The organism is Asticcacaulis sp. AND118 (assembly GCF_020535245.1).
Taxonomy (GTDB): Bacteria; Pseudomonadota; Alphaproteobacteria; order Caulobacterales; family Caulobacteraceae; genus Asticcacaulis.
This window is the reverse complement of record NZ_CP084910.1, coordinates 1,078,639-1,096,695: the sequence shown is the minus strand read 5'-3', so window position 1 is coordinate 1,096,695 and position 18,057 is coordinate 1,078,639. Positions and strand designations below refer to the sequence as shown.

At 61.5% G+C, this 18,057-nt stretch carries 21 protein-coding genes; 10 read left to right on the top strand and 11 right to left on the bottom strand.

The annotated features are described in order from the left end of the window. Nucleotides 1–193 precede the first annotated feature (193 nt). The 8 genes from LH365_RS05365 to LH365_RS05330 form a co-directional block, all read right to left on the bottom strand. Nucleotides 194–913, bottom strand: a complete 720-nt coding sequence (locus tag LH365_RS05365) for an energy transducer TonB (RefSeq protein ID WP_226745143.1) — start codon at nucleotides 911–913, stop codon at nucleotides 194–196. Nucleotides 914–927: 14 nt separating this feature from the next. Next, nucleotides 928–1,365 carry a biopolymer transporter ExbD gene (locus tag LH365_RS05360; protein WP_107874573.1) on the bottom strand — a complete coding sequence of 146 codons (438 nt, stop codon included), beginning with the start codon at nucleotides 1,363–1,365 and terminating at the stop codon, nucleotides 928–930. Between the two features lie 6 nt (nucleotides 1,366–1,371). Next, a complete protein-coding gene (locus LH365_RS05355) occupies nucleotides 1,372–2,244 on the bottom strand; it encodes a MotA/TolQ/ExbB proton channel family protein (protein ID WP_226745142.1) in 873 nt (290 codons plus the stop codon). Nucleotides 2,245–2,951: 707 nt separating this feature from the next. Next, a complete protein-coding gene (locus LH365_RS05350; RefSeq protein WP_226745141.1) occupies nucleotides 2,952–4,280 on the bottom strand; it encodes a lytic murein transglycosylase in 1,329 nt (442 codons plus the stop codon). Between the two features lie 160 nt (nucleotides 4,281–4,440). Beyond that, nucleotides 4,441–4,743, bottom strand: a complete 303-nt coding sequence (locus LH365_RS05345; RefSeq protein WP_226745140.1) for a transcriptional regulator — start codon at nucleotides 4,741–4,743, stop codon at nucleotides 4,441–4,443. A 4-nt stretch (nucleotides 4,744–4,747) separates the two neighbouring features. Next, nucleotides 4,748–5,374, bottom strand: coding sequence for a hypothetical protein (locus tag LH365_RS05340; RefSeq protein WP_226745139.1), 627 nt, complete (start codon nucleotides 5,372–5,374; stop codon nucleotides 4,748–4,750). Nucleotides 5,375–5,381: 7 nt separating this feature from the next. Continuing rightward, nucleotides 5,382–6,011, bottom strand: a complete 630-nt coding sequence (locus LH365_RS05335) for a hypothetical protein (RefSeq protein WP_226745138.1) — start codon at nucleotides 6,009–6,011, stop codon at nucleotides 5,382–5,384. Nucleotides 6,012–6,019: 8 nt separating this feature from the next. Continuing rightward, a complete protein-coding gene (locus LH365_RS05330) occupies nucleotides 6,020–7,234 on the bottom strand; it encodes an acyltransferase family protein (RefSeq protein WP_226745137.1) in 1,215 nt (404 codons plus the stop codon). Between the two features lie 271 nt (nucleotides 7,235–7,505). Here LH365_RS05330 and ykgO point away from each other — a divergent pair, with 271 nt between their 5' ends. The 4 genes from ykgO to LH365_RS05310 all read left to right on the top strand — a co-directional run bounded on the left by ykgO (nucleotide 7,506) and on the right by LH365_RS05310 (nucleotide 9,209). Beyond that, entirely contained in the window at nucleotides 7,506–7,631 is a 126-nt protein-coding gene (gene ykgO, locus LH365_RS05325; protein ID WP_013479043.1) for a type B 50S ribosomal protein L36, read from the top strand. Nucleotides 7,632–7,824: 193 nt separating this feature from the next. Further along, the gene (locus LH365_RS05320; RefSeq protein ID WP_226745136.1) at nucleotides 7,825–8,094 is read left to right on the top strand and encodes a DUF2312 domain-containing protein; all 270 of its coding nucleotides are present in this window, start codon (nucleotides 7,825–7,827) and stop codon (nucleotides 8,092–8,094) included. Nucleotides 8,095–8,165: 71 nt separating this feature from the next. Continuing rightward, a complete protein-coding gene (locus LH365_RS05315) occupies nucleotides 8,166–8,567 on the top strand; it encodes a hypothetical protein (RefSeq protein WP_226745135.1) in 402 nt (133 codons plus the stop codon). A gap of 54 nt (nucleotides 8,568–8,621) precedes the next feature. After that, entirely contained in the window at nucleotides 8,622–9,209 is a 588-nt protein-coding gene (locus tag LH365_RS05310) for a DUF3833 domain-containing protein (protein ID WP_226745134.1), read from the top strand. On the opposite strand, the gene LH365_RS05305 is transcribed toward LH365_RS05310, so the two are convergent. Beyond that, on the bottom strand, nucleotides 9,210–10,682 hold the full coding sequence (locus tag LH365_RS05305) for a sigma-54 dependent transcriptional regulator (RefSeq protein WP_226745133.1): 1,473 nt from the start codon (nucleotides 10,680–10,682) through the stop codon (nucleotides 9,210–9,212). A 195-nt stretch (nucleotides 10,683–10,877) separates the two neighbouring features. On the opposite strand from LH365_RS05305, the gene LH365_RS05300 reads away from it, so the two are divergent. Next, entirely contained in the window at nucleotides 10,878–12,689 is a 1,812-nt protein-coding gene (locus LH365_RS05300) for a M3 family oligoendopeptidase (protein WP_226745132.1), read from the top strand. A 204-nt stretch (nucleotides 12,690–12,893) separates the two neighbouring features. On the opposite strand, the gene LH365_RS05295 is transcribed toward LH365_RS05300, so the two are convergent. Both LH365_RS05295 and LH365_RS05290 read right to left on the bottom strand, forming a co-directional pair. Continuing rightward, nucleotides 12,894–13,304, bottom strand: coding sequence for a hypothetical protein (locus LH365_RS05295; RefSeq protein WP_226745131.1), 411 nt, complete (start codon nucleotides 13,302–13,304; stop codon nucleotides 12,894–12,896). 42 nt (nucleotides 13,305–13,346) lie between these two features. Next, nucleotides 13,347–14,003 (bottom strand): YitT family protein, encoded by a 657-nt coding sequence (locus tag LH365_RS05290; protein WP_226745130.1) that lies wholly within the window; start codon nucleotides 14,001–14,003, stop codon nucleotides 13,347–13,349. 203 nt (nucleotides 14,004–14,206) lie between these two features. Between LH365_RS05290 and LH365_RS05285 the strand changes: the two genes are divergently transcribed. From LH365_RS05285 to LH365_RS05265, 5 genes are all read left to right on the top strand, one after another. Next, nucleotides 14,207–14,449, top strand: a complete 243-nt coding sequence (locus tag LH365_RS05285; protein ID WP_226745129.1) for an aa3-type cytochrome c oxidase subunit IV — start codon at nucleotides 14,207–14,209, stop codon at nucleotides 14,447–14,449. Between the two features lie 298 nt (nucleotides 14,450–14,747). Continuing rightward, nucleotides 14,748–15,875, top strand: coding sequence for a Re/Si-specific NAD(P)(+) transhydrogenase subunit alpha (locus LH365_RS05280; RefSeq protein WP_226745128.1), 1,128 nt, complete (start codon nucleotides 14,748–14,750; stop codon nucleotides 15,873–15,875). 1 nt (nucleotide 15,876) lies between these two features. Continuing rightward, nucleotides 15,877–16,272 carry a nuclear transport factor 2 family protein gene (locus LH365_RS05275; RefSeq protein WP_226745127.1) on the top strand — a complete coding sequence of 132 codons (396 nt, stop codon included), beginning with the start codon at nucleotides 15,877–15,879 and terminating at the stop codon, nucleotides 16,270–16,272. Next, a complete protein-coding gene (locus LH365_RS05270) occupies nucleotides 16,259–16,594 on the top strand; it encodes a proton-translocating transhydrogenase family protein (RefSeq protein ID WP_226745126.1) in 336 nt (111 codons plus the stop codon). The genes LH365_RS05275 and LH365_RS05270 overlap by 14 nt, the downstream gene beginning before the upstream one ends. After that, nucleotides 16,594–18,012, top strand: coding sequence for an NAD(P)(+) transhydrogenase (Re/Si-specific) subunit beta (locus tag LH365_RS05265; RefSeq protein WP_226745125.1), 1,419 nt, complete (start codon nucleotides 16,594–16,596; stop codon nucleotides 18,010–18,012). The genes LH365_RS05270 and LH365_RS05265 overlap by 1 nt, the downstream gene beginning before the upstream one ends. Nucleotides 18,013–18,057 lie beyond the last annotated feature (45 nt).

The window sequence follows — 18,057 nt, the reverse complement described above, 5'->3', positions numbered from 1 at the left end:
CTTATCACTTAGCAATGATAAGTTCAAATCCCTTTTTTGTGATCACGTTGCGCTTTGGGTGACCGGTTCTCTCCGGACTGCGCTCCGCCCCTGTACGCCCTATCCCGATTACGCCTTATCCCGATAGTGGTGGCAGACACGAAAAAACCCCCCGGCGGAACCGGGGGGCTTATCTTGTGCAAGGTTCGAAAACCTATTGCAGCGTCCAGCGGAAGCGGAACTTCTTACGGTCGCCATCGCGGAGTTCACCGTCACTGCCTTTTTGAATTTTGGCGTAACGCATGAAGCCCTTGACGGTTGCCGCGCCGAAACCATAGCCCGCAGGCTTTTCGCTTTCGACGGTGCAGCCCGTAATCTTGCCTTCAGAGTTAAGAACGCAGTCGATCGTGACTTCGCCCTCGACTTCCGCGTCCTGGGCACGCGGCGGATAAAGGTCAAGCATCTGGTCCGAGTTCGGCGGCGTCCATCTAGCCGTCGTGTATCGCGGACCTGCGGGGACCACCGGCGCCGGAGGCGGCGGGGGACCCGGGACGATTTGCGGCGGCCCCTTGTACTCGACGCGGTCTTCCTTCTTCGTCGCTTCGATCTGGATCGGTTGCGGCGGAGGCGGTGCGTCGGTCTGGATCACCGGCTCACGGACCTGCAGCTTCGGCGGAGGCGGAGGCATGTCAGGCGGAGGCGGCGGGGGCGGAGGCGGTGGAGGCGGCGGCGGGGCCAGTTCTACAAGTTCGGTATCAATTTTCTGGTCTTCATAGACCACTTCCTTGATCTCGAATTTTTCCTTGTAGATGTAGTAGGCCAACGCCACGTGGGCCACGATCGCCACGCCAATACCGATGAACAAGGGCGATTTGTCCTTGTTGATCGGGGGGTCGAGAATAGGATCTCGACGCCTGTGGGGGGTCTCTTCCATGTTCTCAGGCCCTCTTACTTGTTACCGTCTTCACCGATCAGAGCCACGCTGTAGAAACCATTGTCCTGCAGCGCGTTCATCACCTGCATAAAGTCCGCATAACGAGTCGTGCGGTCACAGCGGATGAAGATACGCTCTTTCTCCGGTTCACGACGACCGACCTGAATTTTCATGTCGGCGCCAAGATCGGCCAGAGTGGTGGGTTTGTCGCCGATGAACACACCGCCATCCGACTGGATGGAAATGTAGATCGGCTTCGGCGGGTTTTGTTGCGGCGGGGCGACAGCTGTCGGAAGCTTCACTTCGATCGACACGGTGGCCATAGGGGCGGCCACCATGAAGATGATCAGAAGAACCAGCATGATATCGACGAACGGCGTAACGTTGATTTCGCTGTTCTGCTCGATATGGAACTTCGAGCCGCCGCTGCCAGAGGATAGCTTGGCTCCCATGAGTGATTACGCCCCTTTGTCGAGTTGACGCGACAGCGAGTTCATCAGTTCCGAGACGAACTGTTCCGAACGCGTGCCGTAGGCAGCAATCTGGGTGTTGAAGATGTTGTACATGACGACGGCCGGGATAGCGGCAGCCAGACCGATACCGGTGGCGAGCAGGGCTTCGGCGATACCCGGAGCCACGACGGCCAGGTTGGTGGTCTGCGTGTTGGCGATACCGATGAACGAGTTCATGATGCCGTAAACCGTACCGAACAGACCGACGAACGGCCCGATCGAACCGGTCGAGGCAAGGAACACCAGGCCACCCGACAGACGCTTGGCCAGACCGGCCTGAACCGCGTTGATCGAGGACGAAGCGCGGTGCAGGGTCGAGTCGCGGTGCTCGCCCGAAACCTGCAGGCCGGCTTGCTTCGAGATCTGGACTTCTTCGGTGGCGACGGCGGCCATGTCGGCCATCGGGTTGCCAGCGAACTCATCCGAGGTCGAGATGCGGTTGATGTCGGCGATCGAGCGCGCGCCACGGAAGGCTTCGAGGTATTGGTTGGAGACCTTGTTCAGCTTGCCGAAGAAGATCAGCTTGATGACCAGGATGGTCCAGGAGATGATCGAGGCGAGCACCAGGCCGATCATGACGGCCTTAACGACCGGCACGGCCATCATGAACATGCTCGAAACGGTGATTTCACCGTGACCCGAAGCGGACGAGGTGGCCGATTCTTCGCCGGTGTCAGCGGCGGGAGCTTCAGCAGCCGGCGCTTCGGCGGCGGCGGGCGACGTGACGGCAGCGGCAGCCGCGATCGTCGGGGCGCTCACGAGCAGCGCAGCAGCGCCGAGCAGAGCAATGAGCGGATTGTGTTTCTTGTGTTCGAGCATTTTTCGCCAATTCCTGATTAAGGAGAACCCCCGGAGGAGGCTGACCAAGGATTTCGGGGGCAGCGTGAACCCCCGGATTAAGCCTAAGACGTGTTTAAAACGCGGCACACGAAAGCCCATGTTCCCCTGCGGTCGCATGTCCCTTCGTGAACCTCTCTTGTGTTACGCATCGTTACGGATCTACGCCCGCATACGTCTGCGCTGCGCACAAACCTTTGCCCTCACCCCGCCGGATGACGGGACAAGAGCGATCTCTTTGTTACACCGATGGTTACAAAGTGATTTGCGAACTAAAAAAGCAATCCTCCCTCACCCCGTCAAGGTGCTTATCGTGCCACCACACGTCTCATTTTCGCCACAGGCAAGGCGTTTTGTGTGACTTTATCCCAAAAACTCAAACTTGTCCGATAGTTAAGTTTGCAGGTGGGAATGAGATTATTTTCAATCCGCATGAATTTTTTTTAATTTGGCGCACAATCCCCCATCGGTATTGCGCCGGACTGGCGAAAAACCAGTCCCTTTCAACGCTATGTGTCAAATTTATAAAGACGTTTTTACGAACGACAGCCACCGAATGGTACGATAAACGGGCCGGATTCGCCCCCGCGATACCGCCACAGGCCAAAACGATAACGTTGTCATTGGTAAAAAATTACCACTCACGGGAAATTATCCCGCAACGCAGCAATGACCGTGTTCGGATCATCTCAACGGCCGGTCGGGCCGATTATCGTATAACCGCTTACCTTGGCCGCCAGTTCGTTGGCCAGTTCATAGCTGAGATAACCGTCCGCCACGCGGCCATTGGCCTTTTGCCATTCACGCAGGGCCTTGCGCGTGCCGACGCCGATCACGCCGTCTACAGCGCCGGCATTGAAGCCGGCCGCGTTCAGCGCGGTCTGCACATTCTTTCGCACGCCCAGCGACAGCGGCTGTTCATCCGGCCACGGCGTTTTCAGCGCCCCTCGCCCGGCAATGCCGTCGGCATTGAGACCCACGGCCAGCGCGTAGGCGGTCGAATTGTTGTACTTGCGAATGACGAAGTGGTTGGGCAGGGCCAGAAAGGCCGGCCCTTTTGCCCCCGACGGCAGGATCAGCACGGCGGGCGCGGCCTTTTCATCCGCGTTCCATGTGCCCCCGTCGGCGCGCACCACGCCCTTCTGCGCCCACCAGTCGGGCGTCTGGGTTTCGGTTTCCGACAGATAGTAGTCGAAACCTGCCGGGAGGCTCACCTCGACGGCCCAGGCCTGTCCCGGACGCCAGCCCTCGCTTTTCAGCAGGTTCGCCGCCGAGGCCAGAGCGTCGGAGTCGGAGGTCCAGATATTGACGTGGCCGTCGCCGTCGCCGTCCTGCCCCAGCTTGAGATAGTTTTCCGGCAGGAACTGCGTCTGGCCCATCGCGCCCGCCCACGAGCCCTTCAGTTCCTGACGCGTCGCCTTGCCACTCTTTATAATGGTCAGGACGTTGAACAGTTGCGTTTCGGCCCAGTCGCGGCGTCGGCCGTCATAGGCCAGCGTTGCAAAGGCCGTCAGCACGTCGATGTCGCCCTGTACGCGGCCGTAATCGCTTTCCATGCCCCATATGCCGCCCAGCACTTCGCGCGGTACACCATATTTCGCCTCGATGGCGGCCACGTTCGGATTGGCGCTGAGGCGGTCGCGCCCCGTCTGCACGCGCGCAGCGGAAACGGCATTCTTGACATAGGAAGAGATGGGCTTGGAAAATTCCGGCTGGCCCGTATCGGCCTTCACCACCGATTCCTTGGGCTGCACATCGGCCAGCAGGCCCTCGACAAAGGCTCGGTCGAAGCCCTTGGCCACGGCGCGCGTCACAAAGGCCTCGCGCCAGTCGGCGAAGGTGGCATAGGCATTGGCGGCAGGCGTCGGCGTAATCTTCGGCGGCGTATGCGCCTTGACCGGCGTCTGGCCCGTTTCGGCGCGCGGGGGCTCCGGCTTGTTCCCGATAGGCGTCGGCACGCTGGTGGCCGTCGAACAGGCCCCGAGGAACAGACACAGGCTGAGCACACGCCGCTTCATACAGACATCCTTCCGTATCAGTCGTCTGCAAGCAGCCGCCTGATGTTGTTTGTCGCGCATCCTGATCCGAAAACCGCGAGGCACTTTTCGGGACGCGCTTTGAACCGAATCTTACCCTTGGAATGATGTCATTTCCAAGCGCAAAGCGGTAAACATGACGTTATGAGCGCTTTTCCACCAATCCGGACAGGACGTCCAGATAGCGGGCGAAGGCCTGACGCCCGACGGAGGTGATATGAACGCGGGTCAGCGGCTTCTTGCCCTGATAGCCCTTGACGATCTCGACATAGCCGGCGTCCTCCAGCTTCGACAAATGCACCGACAGATTGCCCTGCGTCGCTTCGAGCACGCCTTTCAACTCGTTGAAATCGGCGGCTTCCGCGTCGGCCAGATAGGCCATGATCCCCAGCCGCAGGCGGCCGTGGATCGCGTCGTCCAGCCGGTTGACGTCGAATCCGCTCATCGCCTCAGGCCTGCTTCCCGGCGCCGGATCGCATCAGCGCATAGCCGGGGACGGCCATCAGCAGGATCAGCGCCGCGGCCAGAATCAACATGTATTCGGGCGTCTCGATGCGCCAGGCCAGCAGGAGCGCTGCGGCAAACCAGCCGGCGCAGTTCAAGGCAGCCCACAGGCTTCGCTTCACCGTCGCGAAGACGTACCAGCCCGCCCCCATCAGGGCGCACAGCACGATCGGATAGAGCATCCAGATCAGCCACATCTTGAACGTGAAGGCCGCGTAGCCGAAGACGAAGTTCATGAACAGATTGGCCAGCCCCACGCCGCCGAACGCGGCATTGAGGGCCCGCGTCCCGGCATTGGCGTAGGTCTGGTGCCGGTCGCGCCACAGGACGATACACAGCACGATCAGGAAGGCCACGGTGGGCAATACACCATTGATTAGATTGCCCCATCCGCCCAGCTTCAGCCGCCCGCTCATATCGCCCCAATGGAACAGGCACTGCAGACCATAGACCGCGCCGCCGAAGAGCAGCAGGATGCCGCCCGACAATTGCACCTGCTCGCCCTTGTCGACCAAGGCCTTGATGAAGGCCAGATCCTCACGGGCGAGATGAGATTCGTCGATATCCGTCATCTCTGTCTCACTCACGGCCCTGCTCCCGTGCAGCCAGCCGCATCATCATAAAGCCCGGCGCCGCCATCAGCCCCAACAGCGCCGCCCCCAACACCAGCAGATAGCCTGTGATGTGAGTGATCAGCAGGGTCAGGGCCACGGTCGTCACGAACCATCCGGCGGAGACCAAACCCAGCCACAGCTTGCGCCGGATAGCGCAGGCGGCGTACCACACCGCGCCCTGCATGGCGCAGATCACGATGGGGTGCAGCAGCCAGATCACCATCGACTGCCGGCTTGTCGCCAGCCAGCCGAAGATCAGCGCGATGATCAGATTGATCAGTCCGGCGGAGGTGTAGCTGGCATTGAGGGTCCGCGTGACCACGCCCTTCTTGGCCTTACGGTCGCGCCAGCCGACAAAACCCACTATGGCCAGAAACGGCACGGTCGGCGCGATGGCCAACGCCAGTCCCTGGGACGCGGACAGGGCAAACCCGCCGGCCTCTACCACTCCATAGGTCAAGGTCTGCAGGCCATACAGCAGACCGGCCCAGAAGAAGACTAGCCCGGCCGCCGCCTGCGACCGCGGTCCTTCGGCCGCAAAGGATCTGGCAAATGCCAGATCCTCCGGTTCATTCGACTTCAATGTCCTGGACATGGAATCCTTCAGGCGGTGGCGTTGACGGGCGTCTGACGAGCCTTGCGCGAGGGGCGCTTGCGGCCGTTCAGAATCGCTCCGATGAAGCTGTACCTTACCAGAAGCTGGTAGCTGAGCAGCGAAAGAAACAGCGTGGCGAAAACGGCCAGCGGCAGCTTGACGAAGTACGGCGCCGCGAGATCGAGCAGCAGATACTGCAGCACCAGAACGAACGGCAGATGGACCAGATAGACCCAGTAGGACGAGTCCGCCACATAACGCCAGAAGCGGCTGGGGCGATTGAGGCATTGCACCGCCATCCCCGTCAGGCCCAGTGACCAGGTCCACAGCCCCAGCACATAGGCCCCGGCATAGAGCGCGCGCCACGCGCCGGCTTCCATCTCGGCCTGACGCCCGCCCAGCCACTGCGCCGCCACAGTGAAGGCGATGGCTGAGATCAGGTTGATAAGCCATTGCTTGTGTAGGGTTTCCAGCAGATCCGCATTACGATTCAGGCACCAGCCGGCGATGAAGGCCGTCGCATAACCGGTAATGGCGATAATATTGGGGATGAGGCCGGTGTCGGGCGTGGGGATGCCGAGCCAGTGCTGCCATTGGGGCTGCGACTGGATGACCAGCCACAGGGGGAGGCCGAACACGATCGGAGCCGCGCCGGACTTCAGCACCCCACGGAACACGCTGTCGGCAGCGCGGCGCAGCCCCCCACCGCTATCGATAAAGGCCAGCAAGCCGCGCAGAGGCACCAGCACCGCGTAAAGCAGCAGCAACATATAGAGGAACCACAGGTGCGTCAGGGGGAAGGTCCCCACGGTCAAAGGCGGCGGCGGGGGTGCGGGCTGATGGGCCAGTGACGGATTGGCCTTCAACGCCGCCATGATAGCGACGGTGATGATCGCCGCCAGCACCGGAAACCAGAAGATGCCCAGCGGCGCGGCGACGCGCTTCAGGCGATCCACTGCAAAACCCATGGCCCCGCGCTTCTGATACAGCAACCGCGCGAAAAAGCCGGCCAGCAGGAAGAACAGGCTCATGCGGAACATATGGATAGTAAAGAATAGCGGACCGACCGCCGCATCTCCCGACGGATCATTCACGATCCAGGCGGGCGGCGACATATAGGCCAGCCCGGCGTGCAGGACGACGCCCAGAAACAGCGCCCCGCCCCTCACCGCATCGAGCGCGTGGAACCGCGCCCCCTCTTCAGTTTGCATCAGATGTGTCATGGCGCCCTCCTCCGGCGTCCGCCCGGCCATAACGCCGTTGTCACGGATTATATAAACCAGTTTAAAATTTAAACTAGTCTAAAAATGACAAATTCGAGCTACAGGGGTTCGGCCCCGCTGATTTGTGCAAAAAGCCCCTCACGGATTGTTGACTTCCCCCGAGGCTTCGCGTAGGAACCGCGCCTCACACATGGCTTGAAGGCTTCGCCCCCGCACGGGTTGCGCGAAATCGGTCAAAGCCTCAGTCATTACTTATTCAAAGGTTGGGACCATGAAAGTCCGTAGCTCGCTGAAGTCGCTGAAGACCCGCCACCGGGACTGCAAGATCGTCCGTCGCAAGGGCGTGGTCTATGTCATCAACAAGACCGACCCGCGCTTCAAGGCCAAGCAAGGCTGATTGAAGGCCATTCGGCTTGACAGATTCAGCGTACAGAATTTAGCGTCCGGGCCTGCTCCGGGCGCTTTTCTCGTTTCCACGCCCCACAGATTCATCCACAGCTAAGGCGTATCCGCCGAATCGCGACGCATTGAGCGGGTGATTCGCTTGGTTTATGGTGAACACAACGAGAATTCACCGATAAGGACACCCCATGGCCGACGATCAGTCCGCTCATCCCGACGTCATCACCGCCGCTGCGCAAGGCCGCCTCAAGAGCTTCATCGAACGCATCGAACGCCTTGAAGAAGACAAGGCGGCCATCGCCGGCGACCTGAAGGACGTCTATGCCGAGGCCAAGGGCGAAGGCTTCGACACCAAGGTCATGCGCAAGGTCGTCAGCCTGCGCAAGAAGGACAAGCAGAAGCTGGAAGAAGAAGAAACCCTGCTCGACCTCTACCTGTCGGCCATCGGCGGGCTGTGATTTGATCCTCCCCGGCCTCAGGGGAGGATTTTTTATTTGACCTGCGCCGTGGCGCGGCGTGTGATGCGCGGATGGCGTTCAAATCCAAAACGCCCGGCAAGGGGCTTCGGCGCAAGAGCGAACTGAAAACGAAAGCGCCTCTGCAACCGCGAAGCGGGATGCAGGCCAAAGCGCCCGCGACCCGAACGCCAACCTCGCCCGCCGACGAAAAGAAGGCGCTGCAAAAGCGCACCTTGCGCGCGCTGGAGCGCGCAAAGAAGGCCGCCGCCGACGCCGGCATAGACCTTTCGGAATGGGAAACCGAATTTATCGACAGCGTCAGCGATCGCGTAAAGACCTATGGCCGTGCCTTTGCCGATCCGGACAAGGGTGCGATGAACGGCACGCTGTCGCTGATGCAGGGCGTCAAACTGCGTGAAATCCGCCAGAAGGTGAAGTCACGCGCCGCCAAACCCACCGATGATGAAAACTGAACTGAACCGCCTCAGCCAGCGTATTCTGATAAACCGCTATTGCTGGAGCGTCCGATGCGTTCACGTGCCCTTCTGTTTGCCCTGGCCCTGACCACTGTTGGCGCGGGCAGCCTGTCCGGCTGCGCCTCGCTGGACGTGGCCACCAACAGCCGCCCTCAACCGGCCTTCGAGCTTGAGACCTACTTCGCCGGGGAAACCCGCGCCTATGGCGTGTTCGAAGACCGCAGCGGCAAGGTCAGCCGCACCTTCAGCGTGGTGACGCGCGGCACGCCGACGGCGGAGGGCTTCGTACTGGATGAGCGTTTTCTATGGAATGACGGCGAGCGTCAGACGCGCACCTGGACCTTCCGTAAAATCGGAACGGGGCTCTATGAGGGCCGGGCGCAGGACGTCGCCGGAACGGCGCGCATCGAAACGGGCGGGGACGCCATACGCATCCGTTACCTGCTCAATCTTCCCTATCAGGGCGGCACGATCAAGGTGCGCTTCGACGACTGGTCACACCTGATCGCCGATGGCGTGGCCATCAACCGCGCCGATGTCTCGAAATTCGGCGTACATGTGGGGCGGGTGACCCTGAGCTTTATCAAGCCCGGACACCCGGCCCCGGTCGCCGAGTCGCTGAACGGGGATTTCCGGTGATCAACCGGCTTCCTTGACCATAGCTTCGAGGCCGCAGTCGCGCACCTTGCGATAAAGGGTCGAGCGTCCGATGCCGAGACGGCGCGCCACTTCGGACATGTGCCCGGCATAGACGCTGATGGCGTGTTCGATCAGGTCGCGCTCGATGTCTTCCAGCTTGCGCAGGTGACCCGCGCCATCGAGGATCTTCACCGGTTGGTCAGGCAAGCCCGCGTCGAGTTGAGACATGGCTGCGTGATGCTCCATGATCACCGCCGGCAGGATCGCGGCCGACGGCGTCGCGGGCACCTGGGGCAGGTGCTGACCCGAAATCGCCGGGAAGTCATAGGCCTGCAGATGCGGCGTGTCGGCCAGAACGATGGCGCGATAGATGGTGTTTTCCAACTGACGCACGTTACCGGGCCAGTCGTAGGCGCACAGCATCTGCAGGGCGTCCGACGCCACGCCGGCGACGCGCTTGCCCTCCTCGACATTGAAGCGGCGGATGAAATGCTCGACCAGGGCCGGGATGTCCTCGCGGCGTTCACGCAGGGACGGAGCTTCGATCGGGAAGACGTTCAGACGGTAGAAAAGGTCTTCGCGGAACTGACCCGCCTTGACCTGATCCTGAAGGTTGCGGTTGGTCGCCGAAATGATGCGCACATCGACCTTGACCGGGCGCTTGGCGCCGACCGGGTCGATCTCGCCCTCCTGCAAGGCACGCAGCAGCTTGACCTGCATGTCGAGCGGCAGTTCGCCGACCTCGTCGAGGAACAGGGTGCCGCCATTGGCCTCCTGGAACTTGCCGAGGTGCTTTTCCGAGGCGCCGGTGAAGGCGCCCTTTTCGTGACCGAAGAGGATCGATTCGACCAGATTGGCCGGCAGGGCGCCGCAGTTGACGGCAACGAAGGGTTTGCCCGCCCGCTCCGACGACCCCTGAATGGCGCGCGCGATCAGTTCCTTACCCACGCCGCTCTCACCGAGGATGAGCACCGGAATGCCCGACTTCGCGCCGCGCTCGCCCAGACGACGCACCAGTTGCATGGCCGGCGACGTGCCGACCAGATCATCGAAGGAGGCGCGGTTGGCAACGTGTTTTTTCAGTCGCGTGACCTCGGCGGCCATGTCGCCCATCTGGAGCGCATTGCGCACGCTGACCAGAATGCGTTCCGGCGAGGCGGGCTTGATGAAGAAGTCCTGCGCCCCGGCCTGCATGGCCTTGACCACCGTGTCGATGCCGCCCGAAGCCGTCAGCACCACCACCGGCGTGCGGATGCCCGCGGCGCGGATGTCTTTCAGCGTGTCGATGCCTGACTGTCCCGGCATGACCAGATCGAGGATCACCGCATCGATGCCCGACGTCGTGGTCAGGCGGTCATAGGCCTGCGGTCCGTTCTCGGCATGGACGACCGCGAAACCTTCGCGTTCCAGAACGGCCTGAATCAGCCGGCGCTGGGTCGGATCGTCGTCGCAAATCAGGATCGTCTTGGCCATTCGTGACACCATCTCATCAGAATTACCGGCCCGATCGGATGCGGACACGGCTTATTTTGAGACAGGTTGTAACGGAAAGCCTTGAAAATCCCGTTGAGAGACAAGGTTAATGTGCCGTTGAGAGACGCCGGCCCGACAGGCTACGCCACGCTTTCCCTCTCGCTTTTGAATTTTGTTTTGGCTAGAGCGAACGACATGACCGATCCAGCCGCCTCCGATTCCGCCCCCGCCCTTCCCGTGTGGGACCTGACCGACCTCTATAGCGGTGTCGACGATCCCAAGATCGCCGCCGATTTCGGCGCAGCCGCCGCCACGCTGAAAGAGCTGGCCAAGCTACAGGGCAATTTCGTCGCCGCGCGCGGTAATGCCGAACGGCTGGGCCTGCTGATCGATCAGGCGGCAACGCTTTATGAACGGGCTTCGGACCTGATGGCCGGGGCGCTGGCCTATACGACGCTCGCCTCGACCATCGCGCGCGAAGACGCCCAGATCGCCAAGCTCGACGCCGACCTGCGCAACAAGGCGGCGCTGATCTCCACCGACAGCCTGTTCCTGTCGCTTGAGCTGAACCAGCTTGAGGACTGGGAAATCGAGCAGGCCCTGCGCATCACCGAAAAGGCGCAGAAGTGGCGGCCGTGGCTGCGCCGCATCCGCGCCAACCGCCCGCACGAGTTGTCGGCCGAACTGGAAAAACTGCTGTTGGAGAAGATGCCCGGCGCGGCCTCGTGGGTGCGCCTGTTCGACGAAACCCTGACCCGCCTGCGCGTGAAGATCGGGCCGAAGTCGAAGCCGGAAATCCTGACGCTCAACGACGCCCTGACGCGCCTGTCCTCGCCTGACGAAGCCGTGCGCAAGGCCGCCGCCGAGGGGCTCTCGGTCGCATTGAAAGACAATGCCCCTGTGCTGGCGCTGGCGCTCAACACCCTGGCGTTCGAGAAGCAGGTCGAGGACCGCTGGCGCAAGTTCGGCACCCCCGCCGCCTCGCGTCATCTGGCCAACGAGGTCGATGCCGACGCCGTCGACGCCATGGCCGAGGCCGTGAGAGAATCCTACGCTGCCCTGTCGCACCGCTATTACGCGTTGAAGGCCAAGGTGATGGGTAAGAAGACCCTCAACTTCTGGGACCGCAACGCGCCCCTGACCGCCGCCGCGCCCAAGGCCTATGCATGGGACGACGCGAAAACGATCGTGCTCGATTCCTTCGCCAATCTGGGGCCGGACTTCGCCAAACGCGCCGCCGTCTTCTTCGAAAAGCCGTGGATCGACGCCCGGCCGCGCGAAGGCAAGTCTTCAGGTGCCTACGCCCACCCGGTGTCGTCCAGCCACCACCCCTACGTCATGCTCAACTTCACGGGCGAGCGTCGTGAAATGCTGACCCTGGCCCACGAACTGGGCCACGCGGTGCATCAGACCCTGGCCGCGCCGCTGGGGTCGATCCTCGCCGACACGCCGCTGACGCTCGCAGAAACCGCCTCGATCTTCGCCGAAGGGCTGGTCTTCGAATATCTGGTCGCCGACGCCTCGCCGGAAGACAAGAAGGCGCTATTGGCCGGAAAAATCGAGGACGGCCTCAACAGCGTGGTTCGCCAAATCGCCTTCCACCGCTTCGAGGAAAAGTTCCACGCCGAACGCCTCGAAGGCGAAGTGCCGGTCGATCGCCTCAACGCTCTGTGGATCGAGGTGATGGGCGAATCGCTTGGGCCGGCGATCAAGCTGAACGACGGCTATGAATATTGGTGGGCCTATATCAGCCACTTCGTTCACGCGCCCTTCTACGTCTATGCCTATGCGTTCGGGGATCTGCTGGTCTCGGCCCTGATGGAAAAGCGACGCGAAAATCCGCAGGCCTTTACGCCGCTCTATGCGCAACTGCTGTCGGCGGGCGGGACGAAGACCTATGTCGAGGCGCTGGCGCCCTTCGGGCTCAATCCGCGCGAAAAGGCGTTCTGGGAAATGGGTTGTCAGCGGCTGAAAGGCCTGATCGATCAGTTCGAAGCGTTGGTTTAGTCGATAATCATACCTCCCCAACTCGTTGGGGAGGGGGACCGCACGACGCTTGCGGAGCAAGCTAGATGCGGTGGTGGGGGTTCTTACCTAAACTCAACAAACTGAGCGGGTGGATATATCGCAAGACACCCCACCACCACGCGCTCCGGGCGCGGTCCCCCTCCCCGCTAAAGGCAGGGAGGTATGATAAGACTGGCCTCTCAATTAAGCAAACGTCCGCGCTGATGGCACCGCGCAAATCTGATGGGCGTCTTCGTACAGAACCTGACCTACGTCACGCGTTGTCAGAACATCGACATGAATTCCGCAAGCCTCCAGTCCCATCTTCATATCGTACATACGTTGAATGTGCTCAAAAGCATCGGGCTTAAACCACGATAATCCAGGATTGCCGGGCCTCCAGCGAGTGTCCGCGTGGGTTCGATCCGGCTCCTTCAAATGCGCACAGAACCAGTCGTAGGCCTCGTTTATTAAGCTTAGCGCCCAACCTTCAGCATATTCGCTAACGCTTGCATCGTCACGAGCTTGAAATATGCCCAAGGCGTGACGATGCCCTTCCACGGTCTTGAAACAGACAAAGCGAATATAAACCGGACGTTCATCACGTGAGGACATGGACAAATTTTGAAATAGCCCCACCGGGCAAGTCAAGAGCACTCACCTCCCGATATAGCGCTCCGGGCGGTGCCAGCTCATCATGACCAGGCTCATGGCCGCCGCCGAGACGACCGAGTACAACAGCCGCTCACCGGGGATTACCAGCATCGAAGCCGCCATGATCATCAGGTCGATGACCAGTTGCGTGCGCCCGGCATTGATGCCGCGCTTTTTTTGCAGATAGAGGCACAGGACGCCCGTCCCCCCGGCCCCGGCCCCGTGCCGCGCCAGCGATAATATGCCCATGCCGATAATCGTCCCGCCGAAGACAGCGGCAAACAGGGGCTGCACATAGTCGATATGCACCGCCATCGGCATCAGTACGGCCAGCGCCATGATCGCCAGCGAGACGATGATGGTCTTGATCATGAAGACACGCCCCATGCCCAGATAGGCAAAGATGAAGAAGGGCACATTGATCAGCATGAACAGCACGCCAACCGGCAGCGGGATAAGATACGAGACCAGCAGCGCGATCCCTGCCACGCCCCCCGTGACCAGCCCCACGGTCTTCAAAAGCACGATGCCCAGCACGATCATCGAACAACCGATGGCGAAGGCATAGGCGTCTTCCAGCGCCGTGTGCTTGAGACGCACCGTCGATCCGTCAGTGGTGTTGCCGGGCTTCAGCGAGGCCCACAGCTTGGAAAAGATCATGCGATGCGACCCGGAAATGTGCCCGGCCCTGCCCCGTCGTCCGGCCCTGTCAGCCTTTTTCGTCTGTCGCGCACACGCGACTTTATAATTTCATTTGCAACCGTTCTACGCGATTTCCGCGCCGGCGTCCATCAGCCGTTGACCGCGGAACGCCGCTTTTGTAGAAAAGGCGGAACGACATATTTCTCAGGGGTACGAATCCAATGGCCGGACACGAAGCGGGCGACTATCACAAGGGCGAAATGGACATCCACGAACAGTCGGAAACCTACGACCTGTTCATGGGCCTGACCAAGTGGGGCAGCCTGATCATCGCCGTTGGCCTGCTGTTCTTTGTCCTGTGGTTCGCCGTCAAGGGCGCGGGCTTCGTGATCGCCGCCGCCGTATCGGTCGTGGTCGCCGTGATCGGCTTCCTGCTGCTGAAAAAGAAGCCGGACGCCCACTGAGCGCACCCCTAGCTTACGAAGAGAGGCCCCGGTCATCGGGGCTTTTTTGTATCTGAGACTCAGGCGCGCAACGCGTCGCTACCTGCCCGAACAGTTGAACGCTGCAAATCCGTCGATCCGTGTTATCACCGTTCTTTCTGAGGCACGTGAGTCTGGCTCACCTCTTGAGCCGCCAAATCTGTCTTTACTTGCCGGTCGCATGGCCCTAAGGCCAAACCATAAACATAACAAAGTGGCGTAAATCGTTGCAATTGTGAGGGTTTTTCTGATTTAGTCAGACAAATCCGGGGAGAGACACTTGGTTCTTGTCATCGGAATACCGAAGGAAACCGCCGTGGGCGAACGTCGCGTTGGCGCGACGCCGGACACGGTGAAAAAATGGGTCGGCAGCGGCCAACGCGTCCTCATAGAGGCGAATGCCGGCGTCGCGGCGGCCTTTACCGACGAAGCGTTCAGCGCCGCCGGGGCGGAGATCGTACCCGCAGAAACCGTCTGGTCCACAGCCGACATCCTGCTCAAGGTGCGTGGCCCCTCAACGGTTGAGGCCGCGAAGCTGAAAAAAGGCGCGACCGTCGTTGCCCTGCTCGACGCCTATCGCGAGAAGGACGCGCTGAGGGCGCTGGCGTCTGCGGGCGCGACCGCCTACGCCATGGAGTTCGTGCCGCGCATCACCCGCGCTCAGGTCATGGACGCCCTGTCCTCTCAAGCCAATCTTGCCGGCTATCGCGCCGTCATCGAAGCCGCGCATCTGTACGGCAAGGCCTTCCCCATGATGATGACCGCCGCGGGCACCGTCGCCCCGGCCAAGGTCTTTGTCATGGGCGTCGGCGTCGCCGGCCTTCAGGCCATCGCCACGGCGCGGCGTCTGGGGGCGGTGGTCTCGGCCACCGATGTGCGCCCGGCGACCAAGGAACAGGTCGAATCCCTGGGGGCGAAATTCATCGCCGTCGAGGACGATGAGTTTAAAAACGCCCAGACCGCCGGCGGCTACGCCAAGGAAATGTCCGACGCATACAAGGCCAAGCAGGCCGAACTCGTCAGCAGCCATATCGGCAAGCAGGACATCGTCATCACCACGGCGCTGATCCCCGGCCGCCCGGCCCCGCGTCTGGTCACCGCCGCGCAGGTCGCTTCGATGAAGGCGGGTTCGGTGCTGATCGACCTTGCCGCGCCCCAGGGCGGCAATGTCGAGGGCTGCGTGCCCGACAGCGTGGTCGAAACCCATGGCGTCAAAATCTTCGGCCCGACCAATATTGCGGCTTCGATCGCCAATGACGCCTCAGCGCTCTACGCCAAAAACCTGCAGGCCTTTGTCGGCCTGCTGATCAAGGACGGCGCACTGGCCCCGGATTTCGAGGACGAAATCCTCAAGGCGTCGCTCGTCGCCAAAGACGGCGTCGTCGTACACCCCGCTTTGCAGGCCTGATATGTCCCTCAGTAAATCCCAATACGAACAGTTGTCGCGTGAATGGTACGCGGCCTGGAACGCCCATGACGCCGGACAGATCGCCGCCCTCTATGCCGACGATCTCGTCTTCACTTCGCCGTTCATCGCCAAGATGGACCTGAACGAGACCGGCACCATCACCGGCATCGAAGCCTTTTTCGACTATCTGCAAAAGGCCCTGCCGCGCGTGCCGAACCTGAAGTTCGAGCCCGTCGCCATCTGTCTGGGGGTCGACAGCAATACGGTCGTCTATCGCAACCAGTCGAGCCACATCGTCACGGAAGTTCAGACATTCGCACCCGACGGCCTGATCCTGTCGGCCAATGTCGCCTATTCCATCGCACCGGTCCGGAGGAACACCCATGGAGGTCATTAACCCCACCGTCTTCCATTTCGCCATCTTCGTGCTGGCGGTCTTCGTCGGCTACTACGTCGTCTGGTCGGTGACCCCGGCCCTGCATACGCCCCTGATGGCCGTCACCAACGCCATCTCTTCGGTCATCATTGTCGGCGCACTGATGGCCGCCGCAGCGTCCGGCTTCGGGGCCGGCGCCTGGGTCGCCAAGGGCTCCGGCGCGATTGCCTCGGCACTGGCTGCCGTCAACATCTTCGGCGGCTTCATGGTCACACGCCGCATGCTGGCCATGTACAAGAAAAAGGAACGCCCCGCTCCGGCCAAGAAGGAAGGGGCCCACTGATGTCATTTGCTGATTTCTCCGCTCTCGCCTACCTCGTGTCGGGCGTGCTGTTCATCCTGGCCCTGCGCGGCCTGTCCTCGCCCGAAACCTCGCGTCAGGGTAATCTCTACGGCATGGTCGGCATGGCCGTAGCCGTCGGCGTCACGCTTCTGGGCCTGTTCATCGGTCAGCAGCTCGACGCCGTCACCATCGGCCTGATCCTCGGCGGCGTGGCGGTCGGCGGGTTCGCCGGGGCGACCATCGCCAAAAAGGTCTCGATGACCTCCATGCCGCAGCTTGTAGCCGCCTTCCACTCGCTGGTCGGCCTGGCCGCCTGTCTGGTGGCCGTCGGCGCGCTCTATGCGCCGGACGCCTTCCACATCACGTCGGACTACGGCATCAAGACCCAGTCGATCATCGAACTGAGCCTCGGCGTCGCCATCGGTGCCATTACCTTCACCGGTTCGGTCATCGCCTTTGCCAAGCTCAACGGCAATATGTCCGGTGCGCCGATCATCCTGCCCGCCCGTCACGCCCTCAATATCGGCATCGGTCTGGCCATCTTCGCCCTGATCGGCGTTCTGATCGCCACGGCGGGTCAGGCGCAGTGGGCCTTCTGGCTGATCTTCGCCCTGTCGCTGGTGCTCGGCATCACGCTGATCATCCCCATCGGCGGGGCCGACATGCCCGTCGTCGTCTCCATGCTCAACTCCTATTCGGGCTGGGCCGCGGCGGCTCTGGGCTTTACCCTTGAGAACATCGCCCTGATCATCACCGGCGCGCTGGTCGGCTCCTCCGGGGCCATTCTCAGCTACATCATGTGCAAGGGCATGAACCGGTCGTTTATCTCGGTCATACTCGGTGGCTTCGGAGCGGACACGGCCTCGGCGGCAAGCGGGGGTACGGTCGAGACGCGCCCGGTCAAGCAGGGCTCGGCGGACGACGCGGCCTTCATCATGAAGAACGCCTCGAAGGTCATCATCGTCCCCGGCTACGGCATGGCGGTGGCTCAGGCTCAGCACGCCCTGCGCGAAATGGCCGACAAGCTGAAGGAGGAAGGGGTTGAGGTCAAATACGCCATCCACCCCGTCGCCGGACGTATGCCGGGCCACATGAACGTGCTGCTGGCCGAAGCCAATGTGCCCTATGACGAGGTGTTCGAACTGGAAGACATCAATTCCGAGTTCGCCACGGCGGATGTGGCGTTCGTCATCGGGGCCAACGACGTCACCAACCCGGCGGCCAAGACCGACCCGACCTCGGCCATCTTCGGCATGCCGATCCTCGACGTCGAAAAGGCCCAGACCGTGCTGTTCGTCAAACGTGGCATGTCTTCGGGTTATGCCGGTGTGGAAAACGAACTCTTCTTCCGCGACAACACTATGATGCTGTTTGCCGATGCGAAGAAGATGGTCGAAGGCATCGTCAAAGCTCTCTGATCGCGTCATTCCAACCCATCAAGCGCCCGGTCTGATCCGTCATGA

What these genes read in the sequence shown, in the direction of transcription:
- LH365_RS05365 (WP_226745143.1), bottom strand. Translation starts at nt 913, where the DNA reads ATGGAAGAGACCCCCCACAGGCGTCGAGATCCTATTCTCGACCCCCCG.
- LH365_RS05360 (WP_107874573.1), bottom strand. Translation starts at nt 1,365, where the DNA reads ATGGGAGCCAAGCTATCCTCTGGCAGCGGCGGCTCGAAGTTCCATATC.
- LH365_RS05355 (WP_226745142.1), bottom strand. Translation starts at nt 2,244, where the DNA reads ATGCTCGAACACAAGAAACACAATCCGCTCATTGCTCTGCTCGGCGCT.
- LH365_RS05350 (WP_226745141.1), bottom strand. Translation starts at nt 4,280, where the DNA reads ATGAAGCGGCGTGTGCTCAGCCTGTGTCTGTTCCTCGGGGCCTGTTCG.
- LH365_RS05345 (WP_226745140.1), bottom strand. Translation starts at nt 4,743, where the DNA reads ATGAGCGGATTCGACGTCAACCGGCTGGACGACGCGATCCACGGCCGC.
- LH365_RS05340 (WP_226745139.1), bottom strand. Translation starts at nt 5,374, where the DNA reads ATGACGGATATCGACGAATCTCATCTCGCCCGTGAGGATCTGGCCTTC.
- LH365_RS05335 (WP_226745138.1), bottom strand. Translation starts at nt 6,011, where the DNA reads ATGTCCAGGACATTGAAGTCGAATGAACCGGAGGATCTGGCATTTGCC.
- LH365_RS05330 (WP_226745137.1), bottom strand. Translation starts at nt 7,234, where the DNA reads ATGACACATCTGATGCAAACTGAAGAGGGGGCGCGGTTCCACGCGCTC.
- ykgO (WP_013479043.1), top strand. Translation starts at nt 7,506, where the DNA reads ATGAAAGTCCGTAGCTCGCTGAAGTCGCTGAAGACCCGCCACCGGGAC.
- LH365_RS05320 (WP_226745136.1), top strand. Translation starts at nt 7,825, where the DNA reads ATGGCCGACGATCAGTCCGCTCATCCCGACGTCATCACCGCCGCTGCG.
- LH365_RS05315 (WP_226745135.1), top strand. Translation starts at nt 8,166, where the DNA reads ATGGCGTTCAAATCCAAAACGCCCGGCAAGGGGCTTCGGCGCAAGAGC.
- LH365_RS05310 (WP_226745134.1), top strand. Translation starts at nt 8,622, where the DNA reads ATGCGTTCACGTGCCCTTCTGTTTGCCCTGGCCCTGACCACTGTTGGC.
- LH365_RS05305 (WP_226745133.1), bottom strand. Translation starts at nt 10,682, where the DNA reads ATGGCCAAGACGATCCTGATTTGCGACGACGATCCGACCCAGCGCCGG.
- LH365_RS05300 (WP_226745132.1), top strand. Translation starts at nt 10,878, where the DNA reads ATGACCGATCCAGCCGCCTCCGATTCCGCCCCCGCCCTTCCCGTGTGG.
- LH365_RS05295 (WP_226745131.1), bottom strand. Translation starts at nt 13,304, where the DNA reads ATGTCCTCACGTGATGAACGTCCGGTTTATATTCGCTTTGTCTGTTTC.
- LH365_RS05290 (WP_226745130.1), bottom strand. Translation starts at nt 14,003, where the DNA reads ATGATCTTTTCCAAGCTGTGGGCCTCGCTGAAGCCCGGCAACACCACT.
- LH365_RS05285 (WP_226745129.1), top strand. Translation starts at nt 14,207, where the DNA reads ATGGCCGGACACGAAGCGGGCGACTATCACAAGGGCGAAATGGACATC.
- LH365_RS05275 (WP_226745127.1), top strand. Translation starts at nt 15,877, where the DNA reads ATGTCCCTCAGTAAATCCCAATACGAACAGTTGTCGCGTGAATGGTAC.
- LH365_RS05270 (WP_226745126.1), top strand. Translation starts at nt 16,259, where the DNA reads ATGGAGGTCATTAACCCCACCGTCTTCCATTTCGCCATCTTCGTGCTG.
- LH365_RS05265 (WP_226745125.1), top strand. Translation starts at nt 16,594, where the DNA reads ATGTCATTTGCTGATTTCTCCGCTCTCGCCTACCTCGTGTCGGGCGTG.